The 19,651-nt window shown below is 35.7% G+C and carries 14 protein-coding genes and 1 tRNA gene; 11 read left to right on the plus strand and 4 right to left on the minus strand.

Annotated elements, in window-relative coordinates; all coding sequences use genetic code 11:
* Positions 1-408: 408 nt before the first annotated feature.
* The 4 genes from DMB65_RS18340 to DMB65_RS18355 all read right to left on the minus strand — a co-directional run bounded on the left by DMB65_RS18340 (position 409) and on the right by DMB65_RS18355 (position 10,492).
* Entirely contained in the window at positions 409-1,557 is a 1,149-nt protein-coding gene (locus DMB65_RS18340) for a glycoside hydrolase family 88/105 protein (protein ID WP_110308114.1), read from the minus strand.
* 55 nt (positions 1,558-1,612) lie between these two features.
* The gene (locus DMB65_RS18345) at positions 1,613-2,857 is read right to left on the minus strand and encodes a DUF2264 domain-containing protein (RefSeq protein ID WP_110308087.1); all 1,245 of its coding nucleotides are present in this window, start codon (positions 2,855-2,857) and stop codon (positions 1,613-1,615) included.
* Positions 2,858-3,049: 192 nt separating this feature from the next.
* Complete coding sequence (locus tag DMB65_RS18350) at positions 3,050-7,144, minus strand: hybrid sensor histidine kinase/response regulator transcription factor (RefSeq protein ID WP_110308088.1); 4,095 nt, start codon at positions 7,142-7,144, stop codon at positions 3,050-3,052.
* A gap of 231 nt (positions 7,145-7,375) precedes the next feature.
* The gene (locus DMB65_RS18355; RefSeq protein ID WP_110308089.1) at positions 7,376-10,492 is read right to left on the minus strand and encodes a glycoside hydrolase family 2 TIM barrel-domain containing protein; all 3,117 of its coding nucleotides are present in this window, start codon (positions 10,490-10,492) and stop codon (positions 7,376-7,378) included.
* Positions 10,493-10,980: 488 nt separating this feature from the next.
* On the opposite strand from DMB65_RS18355, the gene DMB65_RS18365 reads away from it, so the two are divergent.
* The 11 genes from DMB65_RS18365 (at position 10,981) to DMB65_RS18415 (ending at position 19,650) form a co-directional block, all read left to right on the plus strand.
* Positions 10,981-11,052, plus strand: a tRNA-Glu gene (locus tag DMB65_RS18365).
* Positions 11,053-11,876: 824 nt separating this feature from the next.
* Complete coding sequence (locus tag DMB65_RS18375; protein ID WP_110308092.1) at positions 11,877-12,479, plus strand: DUF4255 domain-containing protein; 603 nt, start codon at positions 11,877-11,879, stop codon at positions 12,477-12,479.
* Entirely contained in the window at positions 12,476-13,318 is an 843-nt protein-coding gene (locus DMB65_RS18380) for a hypothetical protein (RefSeq protein ID WP_110308093.1), read from the plus strand. Before DMB65_RS18375 ends, DMB65_RS18380 begins: the two co-directional genes overlap by 4 nt.
* Before the next feature lie 22 nt (positions 13,319-13,340).
* Positions 13,341-15,443 carry a phage tail sheath C-terminal domain-containing protein gene (locus tag DMB65_RS18385; RefSeq protein ID WP_110308094.1) on the plus strand — a complete coding sequence of 701 codons (2,103 nt, stop codon included), beginning with the start codon at positions 13,341-13,343 and terminating at the stop codon, positions 15,441-15,443.
* Between the two features lie 29 nt (positions 15,444-15,472).
* Positions 15,473-15,901, plus strand: a complete 429-nt coding sequence (locus tag DMB65_RS18390; RefSeq protein ID WP_110308095.1) for a phage tail protein — start codon at positions 15,473-15,475, stop codon at positions 15,899-15,901.
* Between the two features lie 2 nt (positions 15,902-15,903).
* Positions 15,904-16,350, plus strand: coding sequence for a phage tail protein (locus DMB65_RS18395; protein WP_110308096.1), 447 nt, complete (start codon positions 15,904-15,906; stop codon positions 16,348-16,350).
* A gap of 2 nt (positions 16,351-16,352) precedes the next feature.
* Positions 16,353-16,511: a DUF5908 family protein gene (locus tag DMB65_RS22215; RefSeq protein WP_165834999.1), complete on the plus strand. Its 159-nt coding sequence runs from the start codon at positions 16,353-16,355 to the stop codon at positions 16,509-16,511.
* Positions 16,512-16,513: 2 nt separating this feature from the next.
* The gene (locus DMB65_RS18400) at positions 16,514-17,197 is read left to right on the plus strand and encodes a CIS tube protein (RefSeq protein ID WP_230470716.1); all 684 of its coding nucleotides are present in this window, start codon (positions 16,514-16,516) and stop codon (positions 17,195-17,197) included.
* On the plus strand, positions 17,197-18,942 hold the full coding sequence (gene vgrG / locus DMB65_RS18405) for a type VI secretion system tip protein VgrG (RefSeq protein WP_110308098.1): 1,746 nt from the start codon (positions 17,197-17,199) through the stop codon (positions 18,940-18,942). The genes DMB65_RS18400 and vgrG overlap by 1 nt, the downstream gene beginning before the upstream one ends.
* A gap of 4 nt (positions 18,943-18,946) precedes the next feature.
* Positions 18,947-19,237: a PAAR domain-containing protein gene (locus tag DMB65_RS18410; RefSeq protein ID WP_110308099.1), complete on the plus strand. Its 291-nt coding sequence runs from the start codon at positions 18,947-18,949 to the stop codon at positions 19,235-19,237.
* Between the two features lie 2 nt (positions 19,238-19,239).
* The gene (locus DMB65_RS18415) at positions 19,240-19,650 is read left to right on the plus strand and encodes a GPW/gp25 family protein (protein WP_110308100.1); all 411 of its coding nucleotides are present in this window, start codon (positions 19,240-19,242) and stop codon (positions 19,648-19,650) included.
* The last annotated feature ends 1 nt before the right edge of the window (position 19,651 follow it).

Consider the following 19,651-nt stretch of genomic DNA (forward strand, 5'->3'; position numbering starts at 1 on the left):
AGGAGCCTTAATCTGCCTAATAAAATTTGTCATCTTTGGTTGTAATTTTGGTTAATTGATAGTTAAGTAAGTTTGTAATTATAGGAGCATCCCCTACTATTTCTCAATAATATTTATTTTCGACTATAACTTACTCTGCAAATCTAACATAACACTTTCCAGTAAAAGGGGGTAATTACAACATTATAAAAGGGTCAAATCAGTATATTATAATTTAAATTCGATTTTTTTACAGCTCTAGTAAAAAAATAACCTTTAAAATATGTAATACATAATTATGAGGTAATCTAAAACGATTTTTTAAGTATATGTTCCAAAAGTCTGAACATAAAAACACTTTATAATAAACGTATAAAATGAAAAAAGACTATCCGCAAAGATAGCCTTTAGTATAAGAATCTAATTAAATCATTTTACAAAACGGGACATTTCTGATGCTGCCAGTAAAAAAGCACCGACACCAAAATCTGCAGTAGATTTTTTATCTACTACCTGCCCCGGAATCGCTTTTTCGCCAATAGGCTGGACATAGCCTACCGTACCGTCTTCCTGAAGCGCATACTGGGTTAAGTAATTCCATGATTTTTCGACAACAGGAAGATACGTTTTCTTGTCTAAGATTCCGTTATTGATTCCCCATAAAAATCCGTAAGTAAAAAATGCCGTTCCACTAGTTTCAGATCCCGGGGCATGTTCAGGATCCAAAATACTTCTTGTCCAATACCCCTCAGTTTGTTGGGCTTCTGCCAAAGCTTTGGCCATATCCTTAAAGCGATTGATGTATTCCTCTCTATGTTTAGCCGATTTTGGCAAATCCTGAATAATTTTAGCATAACCGGCAAAAATCCAACCGTCTCCTCTGGCCCAAAAATCCTTTTTACCATTTGTGCTTTTGTGTTTTGGAAAAATGTATTTAGCATCACGATAGTATAATTTTGCTTCATTATCATACATAATACCATCAGCATACATCAAATAAGAATGTAGTTTTTCCAGATACATTTCGTTTCCCGTAACCTTGTACAATTTTGTCATGACCGGCATTACCATATAAAGTCCATCAACCCACCACCAATAATCATTTGCTGAAGTACTCATTTCGTACTCCATCACTTCGCGGGCACGGGCAATTTTACTGGAATCGTTTTTTCCTGTAAAATTGTATAAATCGATATACGTCTGAAAACAAATTTGCCAGTCACCAAACAAAACATGTTTATCTGTTTCTCCATAATTGTATTTCCATTCTGATTTATCATTTGATTTGGCTCCCATCCATTGATTTTTACCGGCCCATGCAAGCGAATAATCCAGGTATTTTTTATTTTTAGTCACTTTGTAAGCTTCCATGTTTCCGGTATGATAGGCTGATACATGCCAAAAAGCATTTCCTGGTTCAGGATGTGTTTCCTGCCAGTGCTTGTTTACTTTATCGATAATCGAAAACACTTCTTTTTTTGATTCTTTTATTGCAGCTGTCTTTTGGGCTGTGCTTTTACAACTTAATAATGAAACAGTGGTCAGTGCAATGAAAAATGCATTTTTTAAATTTATCATTATATAAAAATTTGGTTTTAAATCTGTTAGTGATTTTTCTAATGAATTACCCTGATTATTTTTCAGCATGATCAATTGGGATTTCCTGACCGGACCACACTTTCTTTTGTGTCCAGGGTTGATAAGCGTCGCTCCAAAATGCATCTGTTTCTGGCAAACCGAGAACTAAGAACGCTTGTGAACACAAATATAAACTTCCTGTGGAGATATATCCTTCGCCAATATTGTTCTGATGACCATATAATCCTACCTGAAGCCATCCCTGTTTATCAAAAGTACCTTCTGCATTGATCTGATTATGAATCATAGCATACAAAGCCGAACGAACCTGAGCAGGAGTTACGCCTTTTGGCAGTTCTTTCCAAAGTGCCATTTGCGACAACAATTGAAATGCACCAAAGCGATAAGCCAGAGATCTTCCAATTGGAGGATATGTTCCGTCCGGTGAAATCAGTCTTTCCTGAACTGCAGCATAACGCCTGGCCCTTTTTAGCTCTGTATTAAAATCGTTTTTGTAATCGTTGTTTTTATCTTTCAGTACATTATAGATATCCAATTGCATCGGATGAATTACAAAACTGTTGTAATAATCCCAGTGAAAATCAGGTCCGTCGCCATATGTTCCATCTCCTAAATACCATTTTTTATGCTGTTCTAGAGCATAACCGAGTCGTTTTTGGTCTTCGTCCTGATCAAATTTAATAATAGCAGCTTCTACCATTCCGGCAAAAAGCAACCAATTGCTCTGATACGGTTCGATTTTTCTGGAGGATTTTAATGCCTTGACTACATTCTCTTTTGTGATTGCATCTAATGGTTCCCAAAGCTGTTTTGGCGCACGAAGCAGTGCCTGTGCAAAAAATGCAGCATCGACCAAAGGCTGCTTGTCATTTACAAAATTCATAAAATCAGGACTGCCGGGATCTGTTGCATTGTGAATGGATTTCTGAGCCAGATCAATATATTTGGCTCTTAATTTTCCTTCTGGAGTCTGGTCAGAACCTAATTCCAGCCAAGGTGCCATTCCGGAAAGCAATCGGCCAAAAGCTTCCAGATACGTCACATGTGTTCTGGCATCCCAGGCTCCCGGAGATCTTTCGACCGGCATTTTTGCTTTCAATTCATTTTTGCTTAATGCTTCTAAAACCGGATCTCCAATTTTAACCAATGAAGACACAAAAAACTGGCGTACTTTTTTAGGCGAATCTTTTTCCAGTTTTTTTGATTGTGCTTGTAAGGCACTAATGGTTGCAAAGTATACAAACCCTGACAAAATAGCCTTTTTCAAATAATTATTCATAACTCGTTGCGTATAATTAATTCATAACACATAGGAGAAACCTAGCTTTTGCTATCTTAAAAAAGGCATTTCTCTTATTTAAAAAAAAGAGCTGGCTATATGGAAGAAATATGCTTCTTTTTACCCTCTTTGTTAAATAATATAAAATCTATGTATCTGTTGTGTTAGTTAAATTTTATTTGTGTGCTTTAATCAGCTCGATTTCCAGAAGCTTTCATTCAAAATGTATTTGTTGTCCTTTACGTTTAGATATTTCTTCCTAAACTCTGAAGGATTTAAATTATAAAATTGCTGAAAGTGCTTCCTGAAATATTTAATATCACCAAAACCGGCAATGGCAGCTGCCTCGCTTATCTGTAAATCGGTTGTAATTAATAAGGTGGCTACTTTTCGCAGTCGTACGTTTCGGGTAAACTCTGAAACGGATTTTCCTGTAATTTTTTTGATTTTTTTATAAACCAAAGAATAACTCATTCCTAAATGTTCTGACAAATCATTTACATTAAAGTTCTCCACATCCAGATTCGCATCAATGATGTCTACAATTTTATCGATTAGTTTTTTATCTTCGTCAGACAGCTTTAAACTGGCCGTTTTTTTTGTCACCGAATTCAGCAGGTAATGCTGCTCGCTGTCACGTCTTGCAAATATTCCGCTGATTCGGGCTAATAAATAATCATTATCAAATGGTTTTGTAATGTAATCATCTGCGCCAACTTCGGCACCTTTTAGCTTTACATCTTCTGAGGTTCCTGCTGTGAGCAGTATGACCGGAATATGTTTTAACTCATCATCGGTTTTGATGTGTCTGCAAAAAGCAACTCCATTCATTTCTCTCATTACGACATCAGAAATAATTAAATCGGGCATTACTTTTTTAATTATGATTAAGGCTGCTTCTGCATTTTCGGCCAGCGTAATATGATATTTTGGCGTTAAAATCTTTTTTAAATAATTCCTGATCTGGACGTTATCATCTACGACAAGAATGCTTTTTGCATCCTTAATTAAATCTTTCACATTTTCAGGTTCTTCAACTGTTTGCAATACATTTTCAGGCATTGCGGTATCTTCTAAAGCTTCTTCTAAAAATAAGGTTCTGTCACTCAAATCCTCCCGGATTTCAACATCTCCAAAATGCTCTTTTCCGAGTAATAATTTGATTTCAAAAACAGATCCTCCATTTTCATGATCCCGACAGCTCACTTTTCCGTGATGTTGTGTAATGAACTGTTTTACCAGATAAAGACCAATTCCAAACCCTTTGCGATTATTTCTGACGTTTTTATTGGACTGATAAAACAGATTAAAAATTTTCTCCTTATCAGCATCCGAAACTCCTTCACCGTTATCGATAACACTGATGACGACCTCGTTTTCCAGACGTCTCAAATTGACGATAACCGCTCCATTTTCTTTTTCGGTAAATTTTAAAGCATTTGAAATCAGATTAAACAATGCCGTTTCTATTTTTTCCCGATCTACGTAGACCAATACTTTTTCTTCGGATATACTAAAACTGTAATCGATTTTTTTTGTTTTGGCATGGTGTACAAAACAGCTAAAAACCTCTTTGCACAATTCTACAATATCAATTTGACCTATTTTGAGTTTTCCGGTTTCGGTTTCGGTTTTTCTAAAAAGAAGCAACTGATCAACCAGACTTAACAGTCTTCTCGAATTACTGTACACCATTTCTATCGCAGCCGGATCTATCTGCTGGTCTGTACCATAAATTATTTCCTTTAACGGATTAATAATCATGGTTAAAGGCGACCTGAATTCATGTGAAATATTAGTAAAAAACGTTAATTTCTTCTCATTCAGTTCTTTTTCCTGCTTCGCCAAATCCTGAGAAAGCCTTACTTCGTATTTGAGTTTTTCCTGTTGACGCTGGTACTTATCCACTACATAAATAATCAATCCGATAAGAAGAAAATAGGCAAAATAAGCAAAACCACTTCTGTACCACGGCGGTAATATAGTAACCGGTAACGAAATGGATTTTGTATTCCAGATTCCTTCAGCATTGGTCGATTTAATTTTCAGTACATAATCACCTTCTGTTATCCTGGAATAATTTGCATTCCGGATATTATCAACATAATGCCACTGTGAGTCCCATCCCTCTAAAAAATAAGCATACGATATTTTTTCCGGCAAACTGTATTCTAATGCGGCAAATTCGATATTGAGCATCGATTCATCATACGGTAATTTTAATTTATCAATTCCGAAAGCGGAGAAACCAGACTGCTCATAAACTTTGTTATTTACTTTTATGGAAGTTATAATCAGCTTTGGAAAGTCATGCTTCTGGTTTGTTATTTTGGTATTGATAATATTAAAGCCTTTTATGCCACCAAATACAATTTCGCCTGAAGAAAGTTTCAGGGCAGCATTGTAATTGAACTGATTGCTCTGAAGCCCATCAGTATCATAATAACTTATTATTTTTCCGTTAGTTGCATTGTACACAAAGATTCCGTTATAAGTACTGCACCAATACGTTTCCTGATTATCCTTAACAATATTTAAAACAGAATTATTTGGAAGCTTATTTCTCTGAGTCAAAAAACTGCTTTTAAAAGTCTGTGGATTAAAAAGCATCAGGCCTCCCCCTTCTGTACCCACAAGCATTTTTGTGTCAGAATGCAAAACTATGGAGCGTACCGGATATTTTACATCAAGCTCTTTTCGTTTCATTGTTTTCAGATTGAGCTGATACATTTTTGAAAAATTTCCTATCCAGAGATTACCATTTTTATCTTCTGCCATCGAAATTATTCCTCTAATTCCGGCATCCACAAAATCAAAATGATCCGTTGCTTCATTATAACGGTACAATCCTTCATCGTCCGGAGAACCTGCCCATAAAACGTTATTTTTACTTCGAAAGAGTACCCAGATATTCTTTTGGATGCCATTCAGTTTAGGATTAAAAAGTTGGTATTTTTTAAAGCTTCGGGTTTGGGAATTCAACAGACAGATTCCTCCTCCGTAAGTTCCAAACCAGGTTCCTTTAGAGTCTTTTACAATTGCTGAAACAAAATTGTTCGACAACGAATTGGGGTTGTTTGCGTCATAGGAATAATTGGTAAATGTATTATTGTTTCTGTTCCATAAGCTTACACCGCCACCATCTGTCCCTATCCAGAGATTTTCATTATCCTTCTCTGATAATGAAAGTATAAAATCACTTGGGAGTGTATTTTTTAATTTTTCATTTTTTGAAATTGTCGTAAAAGGACTTTTTCTTTCTTCGATTGTATTTACCCCCCCCCTTAGAGTACCAATCCAAACCCGGTTTTTATCATCATTGTATAAAGATGAAATCGCATTACTATTGAGTTTTTCTTCATTCAGGTCTGTATTTAATAAAGAAAAATTACCGGTCGCATAATTGTATTTTATGATACCGTTACCATTTGTAGCGATCCACAATTCTTTTGATTCCGGCTTGCACATTAAATCTGAAACAGGATACTGAATTTCCTGATTTTTGTAGAGATGCTGTGTCTGATTTATAACGTCGTATTTTAGTAATCCGTCTTCAGCCCCTATCCAAATATTTGAAAATTTATCATATAAAATACAGCCGCTGCCTAAAACAGCCGGCAGCACTACTGAAAGTTTCCCCGCTGGAGCATCCATGGTTACGAGCCCAACGCCGGCAACAGTACACCACAATTTACCGGATGGGTCAAAATCAATTTCCTGAACGTGATAATCCCATAGCAATTTTCCTTTTGCATAAAGCGGAACCTGAGTAATTTCTTCTTTATTTCCACCATAATAAAGTAAACCTTTACCTGCGGTCGCAAGATAGATTTTAGATTTGTAATCCCGAATCTGATTGACAACAAAATCTATTTGTTCACTTTTAGAAGTTTTTGCATTGATGTATTTCCTTGTGCTGAACTGATTCGTCAAATAATCATAAATACTTATACCGCCTTTAGTTCCAATCCAGATTTCATTTTTAGTCCCGCAAATCGAATTAATCCTGTTATTAACCAACGACTTAAAATCAAAAGGTTCGTTTCTGAAGTTTAAGAAATTATAGCCATCATACCGGCTGATCCCATCATAAGTCCCAAACCACATTAGACCCCGTTTGTCTTTATAAACAGAGGTTACAGCATTATTGGCAAGTCCGTTTTTGATTCCGATGTAACCAATGTTATATTTTTCCTGTCCGTGTTTTGAAATAGCCGTTTTTACAGCCTGTGGTTTCGCTGTAAAGCAAACTAAAAAAATTAAAAACAAAAGAGCTTTATTTCTCAAAATATTAGGGTATTTAAAGCTAAATATAGCATGTTTTATAATAACGAATGCATCCTGAACGGAGTCGAAGGCTATTTATCTTTAAAGAGCTTCGGCTCTGTTCAGCCGGACACTTTTTTTTTAAAATTACACCCACCAAATTAAATATATTTTTAAAAACTAAAAAAATCAGAAAACCTATGAACAACTCATAGGTTTTCTTTATACACAAACATAAACAAAAACGTCAAATTAATTGATTAATGAAATGATATAAGAATAACTGTATTGCTTATCCAGTAATCGGTATGGATCGTGTGGCAGTCGTCCCCAGCTATCATCGCCCCCCAAACCTCTTTGCTTGTAATCTAAATGCAGGTAAACTGCTTCTTTTGAGTCCAGATCCAAATCTGAAGGATGGCGCTGAGCTTTTGTTTTTCCGGGATCCAAATCTTCTGTTGGAATATTCAGTGCACTAAAACCAAGTGTCTGCAATCCTTCAATTTTTATTCCCTGTCCCTTATTATTTTTTAAAGTCAGCCAGCGAACATCTGTTTTATATCCAGCTTCCTGAGGACGAATATAATTTCTTGTATACTGATTGACTACTTTATCTGCATATTCTCCAAGAAACGAAGCTGAATTTCTGTCCGAATAATTTTCCCATGGTCCTCTTCCATAATAATCCAGATGATCAAAGGCTCCATTTAGTTTTAGACGCATTCCAAAACGCGGCAATTCAGGCAAATCTTTTCCAGCCATATCAATAGCAGCAGTTACTTTTATTGAACCATTATTCTGAATCAGATAATTTACGGTGTAAGGGGCATCTGCCTGTGCTAATTTATAAGTCACTTTTACAGACAAACCTTCTGCCGTATTTTTATCCAGATTGACACTCACAACTGTCGGATTTTTAGATGCTTCTTTCCAAATCTCTAATTTATGCTGCATACCGCTTCCAAAATCATTATCTGTTGGCGCGCGCCAGAAATAAGGTTTCGGGAAATTAGTAATAATAACGTTTTCAACTTCTTTGAGATTGTATTTCAGAATTTCACCTTTTTGCAAATCAAATTCTCCCGTACTACTTTCTGATTCAAAAAAAAGCACATTGTTTTTAACGGAATGTTTTAGTATTGCTTTATTTTGTGCAATAGCCTTATTTGCAAAATAATCCCCTTTTCCCACTTTAAATTGCTCTCTGGCAAATTCATGGCCTTTGGCAACCAAAGGTTCATCTTCTTTTGAAACCGCAAAAACATTTAAGAAATATTCAGCATTGTTGTCTGTAATACCAAAATCTAAAACTGTTTTTTTAGTTTCGCCCGGATTAGCACTTAAATTAAATGCTCCGGTTTTTGTTATGGCTCCGTCTTTAACCAGCTGCCATTTAAAAGTATAATTTGACAGGTTTATAAAATTAAAAAGATTGGTAACCGCTAGTTCATTTTCATTATTAAATTGAAAATGAATATTTTGGTACACTTTTTTGACCTCTAAAAAGCCCGGGTGAGGGATTCGATCTGCACTGACCAAACCATTGGCGCAAAAATTTTCATCGTTATGCAAATTGGCACCGCCCAGATCGCCTCCGTACGCCCAAAAAACCTTTCCTTTTTCTGTTTTTGATTTTATTCCCTGATCTACCCAATCCCAGATAAAACCTCCCTGCATGCGTTTACTGCTATTGATAATGTCCCAGTATTCCTGAAAATTACCACTGCTGTTTCCCATTGCATGTGAATATTCACACATAATATAAGGACGGGTTTTATCTGATTCTGCATAATTTTTCATGCTTTTGATTCCAGGATACATGGGTGCCACAATATCTGTATTTCTGTTTTCCCCTGCCTGTTCAAACTGCACCGGACGAGTGGAGTCTGTTTGTTTTAACCAATCGTAAGCATCATAAAAAACAGGTCCGTTTCCGCACTCATTCCCTAAAGACCATACAATGATTGATGGATGATTTTTGTCTGTTTCAAACATTCTTTTTATTCGGTCCAGATGCGCCGGCACCCATTCCGGCAAATAAGCAGGATGTTTTGTTTTATCAAAGTTGCTTTGCCACTCTGCTCCCATTCCGTGTGTTTCAATATTCGCTTCATCGACTACATAAAAACCGTATTCATCACATAAATCATAAATATGGGGATCATGTGGGTAATGGCTCATCCTGATCGCATTGATATTGTGTTCTTTCATTAGCTGAAGGTCTTTCAGCGTAGTTTTTTCATTCGGAACATGCCCTGACACCTCATCATGTTCGTGAATATTGACTCCTTTTACCATCACCACTTTGCCGTTTACCAATAGTCGTGCATCTTTGATCTCTACTTTTCTGAAGCCTGTTTTTTTAGAAATAATTTCAAGGATTTTTCCTTTATCATCCAATAATGTAATGGTGTACCTGTACAGATTTGGCGTTTCGGCATTCCATTGTTTTACATTTTGAATTGTTGTTGCAAAACTGATTTTTTGCTCTTTTGGGTTTAACTTTTTACTTTCAGCATAAACTGTATTTCCTTCTTTGTCAAATAATTCTGCTTTTACAGACGGGTTTTTGATTTTATTCTTTTCGAAATATTTTAAAGTCACATCCAGATTGAAAACGCCGTTTTTATATTGATCGTCTAATTCGCTTTTTACAAAATAATCCCAAACAGTCGTTTTTGGCATTGCCTGGAGGTAAACATCACGCTCAATACCAGTCAGCCTCCAGAAATCCTGATCTTCTAAATAACTACCGTCGTGCCAGCGAAAAACCTGAACGGCAATTAAGTTCTCTCCTTTCTTTAAAAAAGGAGTAATATTAAACTCGGCCGGAGTTTTGGATGCTTTGGTCATACCGACTTCTTTTCCGTTCAGAAATACTCTTGCATAACCTGAAATAGAACCAAAATGAAGGATTATTTCTTTATCATTCCACGAATCGGCTACCGTAAAAGTGCGTCTGTAACTCCCTACCGGATTATAATCTCCACCGATAAAAGGTGGGTTTTTAGGAAAAGGATACACAATATTGGTATAAATAGGAATGTCGTAGCCCTGCAATTCCCAATTCGAAGGAACCTGAATGTTTTTCCAGTCTGCATCATTAAAGTTTGTTGTATAAAAATCGGCTGGTCTTTGAGACGGATTTTGAACAATATTGAATTTCCAGCTTCCGTTCAGACTCTGATATAATGCTGATTTTAGAGGATTGTTCGCTTTTAGCTCAGCTTCATTACTGAATAAAAGAAAAGAAGTTCTTCCCGCTTCTTTTCCCCGATCAACTATTTGTGGGTTTTCCCATTCATTATGCTGCGCGTGATTATTTTGCAGACTCAGAAATAAAGCAAGTGCTAATACAATTTTTTTCATTTATAAAATCAGTTTTTTTAAGTTTATCGCTTCAGATTCTGTTTTAAATTAGTTCACTCCAGAAACAAAAAGCAGGTTCACAAATTTAAATATCACCACATATTGCAGGAGGGACAATACAATAAAATGAAAGGGGTATATCAATATAATGATGTGTCTACAGCTGTAATATATGACATTTCCTTTAATTTGATAGTTGGCATTAAAAAAACAATTGAAAACAAAAAAAGAAAATTCTTTCAAAATAAGAATTTCTAAAATAATTTTAAAATTGATCAAAAATTATCATTTAATTAAAAACTTCATTAATTTTTGTTATCCAAAAAACAACCTATTATTAATCAAACAAATACATTTTAAAAATCTAATCCATTTTAGATTGATTATTTCTAAACCTGACATCCCTAAAATAATTAAACCGTTTTTTTGAAAAAAATATTTGATCTATTTTAAAATTAATTGCATTTTTGCACCCGAATTATATAGCAGGCCCGTTCGTCTATCGGTTAGGACGCATGGTTTTCATCCATGTAAGAGCGGTTCGATTCCGCTACGGGCTACTTACTACAGGAAACACAATATCTAGTGTTTCCTTTTTTTTTTAAAATTTCTGTAACATAAGTCTTCGCCATTATTAGAAATTAGAAAAGCATATTTATGCATTTTATAGCTCTTTTCTAATAGCCGAAATTGATTTAAACACATTGATGTAATTCGTTTTTTGATGATAATTTTTCGTCATTTTCGAATAATTTTTCGATAGAAAATGGTATCTGGAGCAGAAAAATTATCATTGAAAACAGTTCTTGGTACATTTTTCATCCTATTTCTATAAAAAAAAAGACTGAACTGACGTTTTTGAATCATTACACCCATCGGGTTATTACTATTATTTTTTATAATTAAATTAAATAACAAATTCCCGGCAATATGCTTTGGGACAGCCCGAGAAATGCCAATACTCAATTTAAATACAATAGCAAAGAAGGATTATAGCGCTGTAAATTTTACGACAATTCAAGGGTTATACTTATTAGGGCTGTAATAATATCGTGTTTCATTTTACAACAAGTTTGTTTCACATTATAACTTGCATCACATTTTTTATATTTTTTATAAGTAAAATTATTACAACAATATACCTTTATCTGAAATTTATACTACAAATTTAAATCCAAAAACACCCAATTATTTTACATGACTGTCTGGTTAACAACCTGACATGAAACTCATTTATGTCATTTTTTGACTTTATGTATAGGAAGTTAAGAGTTAATAATCCGGACATAAATATTATGTACCCCCTAACAAGATTAAATAAATAAAAAAATAGGGTTTTACAAAAACGCTATTTAAATAATGACAACTATAAAACTTTATTAAGATGATTTTTGAAGTAATTCAGATAATTACGGAACAAGTAAACAACTATCTCGACGAAATTGGGCTGGATAAATCTGTTGTTGCAGAAAACATTGCCTTTTTAGAGTCCCAAAATGAAGATATAGCTACAGCCTTAAAAGATAGTGTAGCACTTACACTAATAAATTTAGATGAAGAATCGACTTTAAAAAACTTCCCAAATCATGCTATTGAAAATGCGAAAACAATTTATAAAAACAGTATCATTAATTTAAATCTGTATTTACTTTTTAGCGCTAACAGAGATAAATACCTCAATTCACTTAATGATATTTCAAAAATCATAACATTTTTTCAGGGAAAGCGACTTTTTACTCAAGCTAACACGATTTATAACAGAAACAATATTGCCATGAGCAATGTAGACAACTTTAGATTTACTATTGAACTTTATACCCCCACTTTTGAAGAGTTAAACTACATCTGGGGAACATTAGGAGGCAAACAACTTCCATCAGCTTTATACAAAGTAAGCATGATACAAATCGAGCGCGATATTACACAAAACGAAGGACAGCTTATCAGCAAAGTAAAAGGTGTAACCAAAACAAAAGAGCCATCATGAGTTTTAATCTTACATACGGATTATTATTTGAAGTAACACTTTATCACAATTATTTCCTTAATAGTGGTGAAGACACCTATGAAGGCATGTCGGATGCAAATAAGAAAAAAATGCTGCAAAAATTCGACAGCGATTCATTTGCAACTCTAACACCAACTGTAGAAACCAACACACGGTTAAGAAATTACAAAATGGTGTTCAAGCCAACCAGAACGGGATTTCGGATATACATTAAAGTAAAGGAAGATGATGAAATTGATCCGTTTATAAGTGTTCCTGCTGATTTGAAACTAGACTTTATAATTTCCATCAACGATTATCAGTTTGAGAATTACACCAATCTTGAATTTGTCCTAAAGCAAATGTTTTTATTCAGCAACACGAAGCCTGAAACTGAGCCGGTAACGTTTAAATACATCCCAAATTTTAATGATAATGTCCTGATTTCAAATAATTATTTAATATCCGAAAAAACAACAGCTATTTTCTTGTCTGAACTTCATACACAGGAAAGACAAGATGTTTTTGGAATCATCTCGTTGACAATGAAAGGCGATAATAATCCTAAAGACATTATAGATGTTGCAGGTAAAATGCTAAGTCCGAATTTTAAGATTCATTTTGATAATAGAAAAACGCTTTGGAAATACATCGACAGGAAAGCAATAACCGAAATCACAACCAAAACCCCAAAACCTCTAACCTACTCTGGTTTTGTTGAACTTGACCCTGTCAATGATTTTATGCCCTCGCAATCCATAAACAGTACATACCCAAATCCATCTGTAAAAGCAATAACAAAAATTAATAGTGATTACTATTCGGAAATATTCATTTAAATAATTAAAAAACAAATCAATTATGGCAACAACTTACAAAACGCCTGGAGTATATGTTGAGGAAATCGTAAAGTTTCCTCCGTCTATTGCTCAGGTAGAAACAGCGATTCCTGCTTTTATTGGCTATACCGAAAAAGCGACAAAGAAAACTGCGGGTGATTTAATTAATGATCCTACCAGAATCACCTCTTTGCTTGACTATGAGAACTATTTTGGTTCAGCCTATCCCGAAAAAACCATATCTGTAAATATAACCGATGTAGAAATTGGGGGTAAACTACAACGAGATATTGTAGTAAACCAACCCAGTTCTCCCAGCACTTTTTTAATGTATTATGCATTACAAATGTATTTTGCAAATGGCGGCGGGCCATGTTATATTGTTTCCGTAAACACTTATGAAAAGGAAGATGGTACTAAAAACCTGATCTCTTTTTCAGAATTAGATGGTGGTCTTGCTTTATTAAAAAGTGAAGATGAACCTACACTTATTCTATTTCCGGATGCTGCTGGATTAGCCAGTGATAATGACTTCTATGCATTATACAAAAGTGCATTAACACAATGTCATGATATGCAGGACCGATTCGCCATTATAGACACTTATCGAGATGTGGAATATGTAAATGACGATACTGATCTTGTTTCACCAATAGACGAAATAAGACTTAAATTGAATCAGGAAAAAGATTATTTAAAATATGGAGCGGTATATTTTCCCTATTTAAAAACCATTCTCGATTATAAATATGATGAAAACGCTATATTGATTAATCATATTTCATATAAAAAAGATGCTGTGCCAATAGCTCTTGGAGAGCTTAATGATGCCAATACTGCATTAACTCCAATTATAGCTGCTTTAAGGACTATAAGCGATTCTGCTGATGCCGATGCGACAAATGACAACATAGTGGGTGCCATTCCATCTATTTTAAAATATACGCAAGACCCTTTAGGCTACAATAATAACAATGCTGACTTTACTGTGGCAAAAACAATTCCTGCTTTTACAACTTTATTAGATGCCTTAATTGTTCAGCTAAATAATTTGGTTGAAATCAAAAAAAACATTAAAAATGCAGCCAATTCAGCTATTGCATCTGTGGAAGAATTGGCAACAGCAGATGATAATATCATTGTAGTGCTAACCGCTTTTACTGGCGGGTTTGAAGGTACCAATAAAATTGAAAGTGTCTTAAAAAACATAATCGATCTTACTGCAAAAATCAAAAATGCCGATACTAATGCAAAAGTATTAAGTTTAGTAAAAACAAATGCTACTAATATTATTACTGAAGTAAAAAAACTATTAGACTATACTCCAGTTTTAGGATTGCCTGACAACACCCTGGCAATCAGTACCGATGTATTTGCAAACATGACTACACAAGTTACTGCAATAATCACAGAGGTTTCAAATATAAATGTAGCAGGAATAGACGTTAATAATGGTGCAATGAATGGTCGGTATCTGGCTGATATTGAACCTTTAGAAAATGCATCATACAATATCATCAAGTCTGAAATCTCAAATCTTCCTATCACATTACCGCCAAGTTCAGCATTAGCAGGAGTCTATGCAAGAGTAGATAATGACCGCGGAGTTTGGAAAGCACCGGCAAATGTAGGCTTAAACTATGTGATCAAACCAACAATTAAAATAACAAATGGCGATCAGGACAACTTGAATGTTGACACCGTTGCAGGTAAATCAATCAACGCCATCAGAAGTTTTACTGGCAAGGGAACCTTGGTGTGGGGGGCAAGAACCCTGGCTGGAAATGATAATGAATGGCGTTATATACCTGTTCGACGTTTCTTTAATATGGCCGAAGAATCTATTAAAAAAGCAACCGAACAGTTTGTATTCGAACCTAACGATGCCAATACATGGATAAGGGTTAGAGCAATGATTGAGAATTTCTTAATTCTTCAATGGAGAGCCGGAGCATTGGCCGGAGCAAAACCCGAACAGGCTTTTTATGTAAGGGTTGGACTGGGACAAACCATGTCGGCTTTAGATATTCTGGAAGGCCTAATGATTGTAGAAATCGGAATGGCAGTAGTTCGACCGGCAGAATTTATCATTTTGCGTTTCTCTCACAAAATGCAGGAATCTTAATTAATATCAACATTAAAAAAATATAAATCATGAGTTATCCACTACCAAAGTTTCATTTCTCAGTTGACTGGAAAGGAACAAAAATTGGCTTTACAGAAGTTTCCGGATTGGATGTAGAAACTGAAGTTGTCGAATACCGTCAGGGAGCAAGTCCTGAATACAGCAAAATTAAAATGCCGGGCATGCAAAAGTTCTCCAACATCACATTGAAAAGGGGAACATTTGCAAGTGATAATGAATACTATGCCTGGTGGAATACGGTAAAACTAAACACCATTGAAAGAAGGGATATCACCATCAAATTACTCAACGAAGATCACCAGCCCGTGATTATCTGGAAAGTAAAAAATGCATGGCCAACAAAAATACAATCAACTGATCTAAAAGCAGATGGAAACGAAGTTGCTATCGAATCTATGGAATTGGCCCATGAAGGTTTATCTATCCAAAATGATTAGTCATGGCTAACTATTATCCACCTGTCGGTTTTCATTTTTTAGTTGAATTTGAAGGTCTTGGTTCGAAAGAAAAAGACCATCAGTTTCAATCGGTTTCCGGTTTGTCTGTTGACATTGAAACCGAAGAAATTGCCGAAGGAGGAGAAAACAGATTCAAGCACAAACTTCCAGTAAAGACAAAATATCCAAACCTGACTTTAAAAAGAGGAATACTGATTGATTCTGCAGTTATCAACTGGTGCCGAAATGCCATCGAAAACTTTTCTTTTAAACCTGTAAACCTAACCGTCAAATTGCTCAATGAGAAACACCAGCCTTTGGTTTCCTGGAACGTAGTTCACGCCTACCCCGTAAAATGGGCTGTTGAAGATTTTAATGCCGAAGAAAGTAAGCTTGTCATTGAAAACGTTGAGCTTACCTACAATTATTTCACCTTAATCAAAAGTTAGTCATGCCTATCGAAATTAAAGAACTTCACATCAAAATAAACGTGAATGAAGCATCAAAAACAAATGCTGCACCAGATACTTCAAAAAGCAAGGATGGAGGTGCGGTAACGGAATGTGTGGAACAAGTAATGAAAATCATCGAACGTAAAAAAGAGCGGTAATCATGTCAGGAGAATTAGAAAAACTTAAAGTTGTGGCTTATAGTGATCCGGAATTTAATACCAAAATTGCAAATGGTGAATTTTCTACGCTTATGAATCCGGAAAAGTATACCTATCACTATAAAATTGAGACAGATGACACTCAGGCTTCCGGAACGAGCACTGTTTCTCCAAGGTTTAATAAAAAATTGCCAGAAAACCTGGAGCTGGATTTCGTTTTTGACCGATCCGGAGTAATTAACGGCTACGCAAGTACTGACAATGGAATTATCGATGACATTGAGAAATTTAAAAAAGTCATTTTAGATTACAATGGAGACGAACACAAACCCAATTATCTCATTATTTCGTGGGGTACATTGCTTTTCAAAGGGGCATTAACCGAAATGGATGTAGAATTCAAACTCTTCAAACCAGACGGAACTCCAATCAGAGCGATTGCAAAAGCAAAATTTCAAGGTTTTGTTGAAGACAATTTAAGAGCGGCAAAAGAGAACAATAAATCACCCGATTTAACCCATTACAGAACCGTAAAGGAAGGTGATACGTTGCCTTTAATGTCCTTTACTATCTACGGCGATTCCAAGTATTATCTGGAAGTCGCCAGAATTAATAACATAATCAATTTCAGAAAATTAAAAACCGGACAAAAACTATTTTTTCCACCCTTACAAAAACAATCCTGATGAACAATAGCGGAGTCATACAAACCAGTCAAAGTGCTGATTTAGTAACACATAAAATTTTAATTGAAGGGGAAGAATTATCCAAAACCTATCAAGTAAAAAACGTTGTGGTACAAAATGAAGCCAACCGGATTCCTATGGCTCAAATTGTTCTTGTAGATGGAGAAGCTTCAAAAAGAGATTTTAAGCTGAGTAATGAAGACCTGTTGATTCCGGGTAAAAAAATCGAAATAACTGCCGGTTACCACAACGATGAAGAAACGATTTATAAAGGTATTATCATCAAACATTCCATAAAAATAAAGGGAAGTGCCTCTTTGTTGATTGTGGAATGTAAGGACGAAGCGGTGAAACTCACCATCGGCAGAAAAAGCAAGTATTTTTATGATGTAAAAGACAGCGAAGCATTCGAAGAAATTATCGATGCCTACGGTTTGGAAAAAGACGTTGAAGCGACTAATTTCAGTCACAAGGAACTCGTGCAATATAATACTTCCGACTGGGATTTTATAGTATCACGGGCACAGGCCAACGGCAAGCTTTGTTTTGTTGAAAATGGTAAAATCACCATCAGCAAACCAAATGTAACAGCATCGCCGATTGAAACGGTGACTTTCGGAGCCACCTTACTTGATTTTGATGCCGAAATGGATGCACGCAATCAATTTGCAAAAGTGTCTTCGTACAGCTGGGATTACACCAATCAGGAATTGGTTGAAATCGAAGCCAATGATCCGGGCGTAAGCCTAAACGGTAATCTTTCTGCTTCTGATTTAGCCGAAACCATAGAACTGGAAAACCTCGAATTACGTCACGGCGGAACCATTACCGAAGTTGAACTTCAGGATTGGGCAGATGCTAAATTACTCTTTCAGCAATTATCCAAAATTCGTGGAAGAGCCAAATTTCAAGGAATTCCCGCAGTAAAACCCAATACAATTATCACACTCGAAGGTGTGGGTGACCGATTCAACGGAAATGCCTATATAACCGGGGTTTTTCATGAAATATCAGAAGGAAACTGGACTATCGATGCGCAATTCGGATTAAATCCGGAGTGGTTTTCTGAAACGTTCGACATACATACGCCAACAGGCTCTGGAATTATCCCTGCCATAAAAGGATTACATGTTGGAATTGTCACCCAATTAGAGGAAGATCCTAATGGTGAAGATCGCATTTTAGTAAAAATTCCCATCATCAATAATGAAGAGCAAGGTATTTGGTGTCGCGTAGCTTCACCTGATGCGGGAGATAAAAGAGGTGTTTTTTTCAGACCTGAAATTGAAGACGAAGTAATCATTGGTTTTATCAATGAAGACCCAAACAATGCCATCGTTCTGGGAATGCTTCACAGCAGCGGAAAACCGGCTCCAATTACAGCTTCTGATGATAACCACCAAAAAGGAATCGTAACCCGAAGCGAAATGAAGGTTTTGTTTGATGATGAAAAAAAATCAATTGCAATTGAAACTCCTGCCGGAAAAAAAATAACACTCGATGAAGATCAGGGTGTCATTACAATTGAAGATGAAAACGCCAACGTAATCACCATTGACAGCAACGGAATAAAAATGGAAAGTGCCGGAAATATTGAATTGAAAGCTACCGGAGATGTAAAAATAGAAGGAACAAATGTTTCCATAAATGCCAGCGCACAATTCAAAGCAGAAGGAAGCGGAGGCGTAGAAATGTCCTCGGGAGCTACCGCCATCTTAAAAGGGAGTATCGTACAAATAAATTAAAATTATGGGAGCACCAGCCGCAAGAATTACAGATATGCACGTTTGCCCAATGGTTACCGGAACGGTTCCTCATGTAGGTGGCCCAATTTTACCTGCCGGTGCGCCAACCGTTTTAATTGGCGGAATGCCGGCTGCATGTGTAGGTGATATGGCCACTTGTACTGGTCCGCCCGACAGCATCGTTGCAGGTTCATCAACGGTTTTAATTGGAGGTAAACCCGCCGCACGTATGGGCGATTCTACCTCACATGGTGGCACAATAGTAGCGGGATTAGCAACTGTATTAATTGGTTAATTATGGAAACAAAACAAGATTTTTTAGGCATTGGATGGAGTTTTCCTCCTGAATTTAAAGAAAGTACCAAAGCAGTTACAATGTTAACCGACGAAAGTGACATCAAAAGCAGTTTAGAAATTTTGCTTTCAACTAAAATCGGTGAGCGCATCATGCAGCCCAAATACGGCTGTAATATGGACGAACTCTTATTTACCCCATTAAACCAAACATTAAAAACGTTTGTTGCTGAGCTAATTAAAACTGCTATTCTGTATCACGAACCAAGAATTGATGTTGAAAAAATTGACATTACACAAGGCGACGATTTAAGTGGCGAATTATTAATACTGATTGATTTTAAAGTACGCGCCACTAATTCGAGAATAAATATGGTTTATCCATTTTATCAACAAGAAGGAACCAATTTATAAA

Source organism: Flavobacterium cheongpyeongense (genome assembly GCF_003202435.1).
Lineage (GTDB): Bacteria > Bacteroidota > Bacteroidia > Flavobacteriales > Flavobacteriaceae > Flavobacterium > Flavobacterium cheongpyeongense.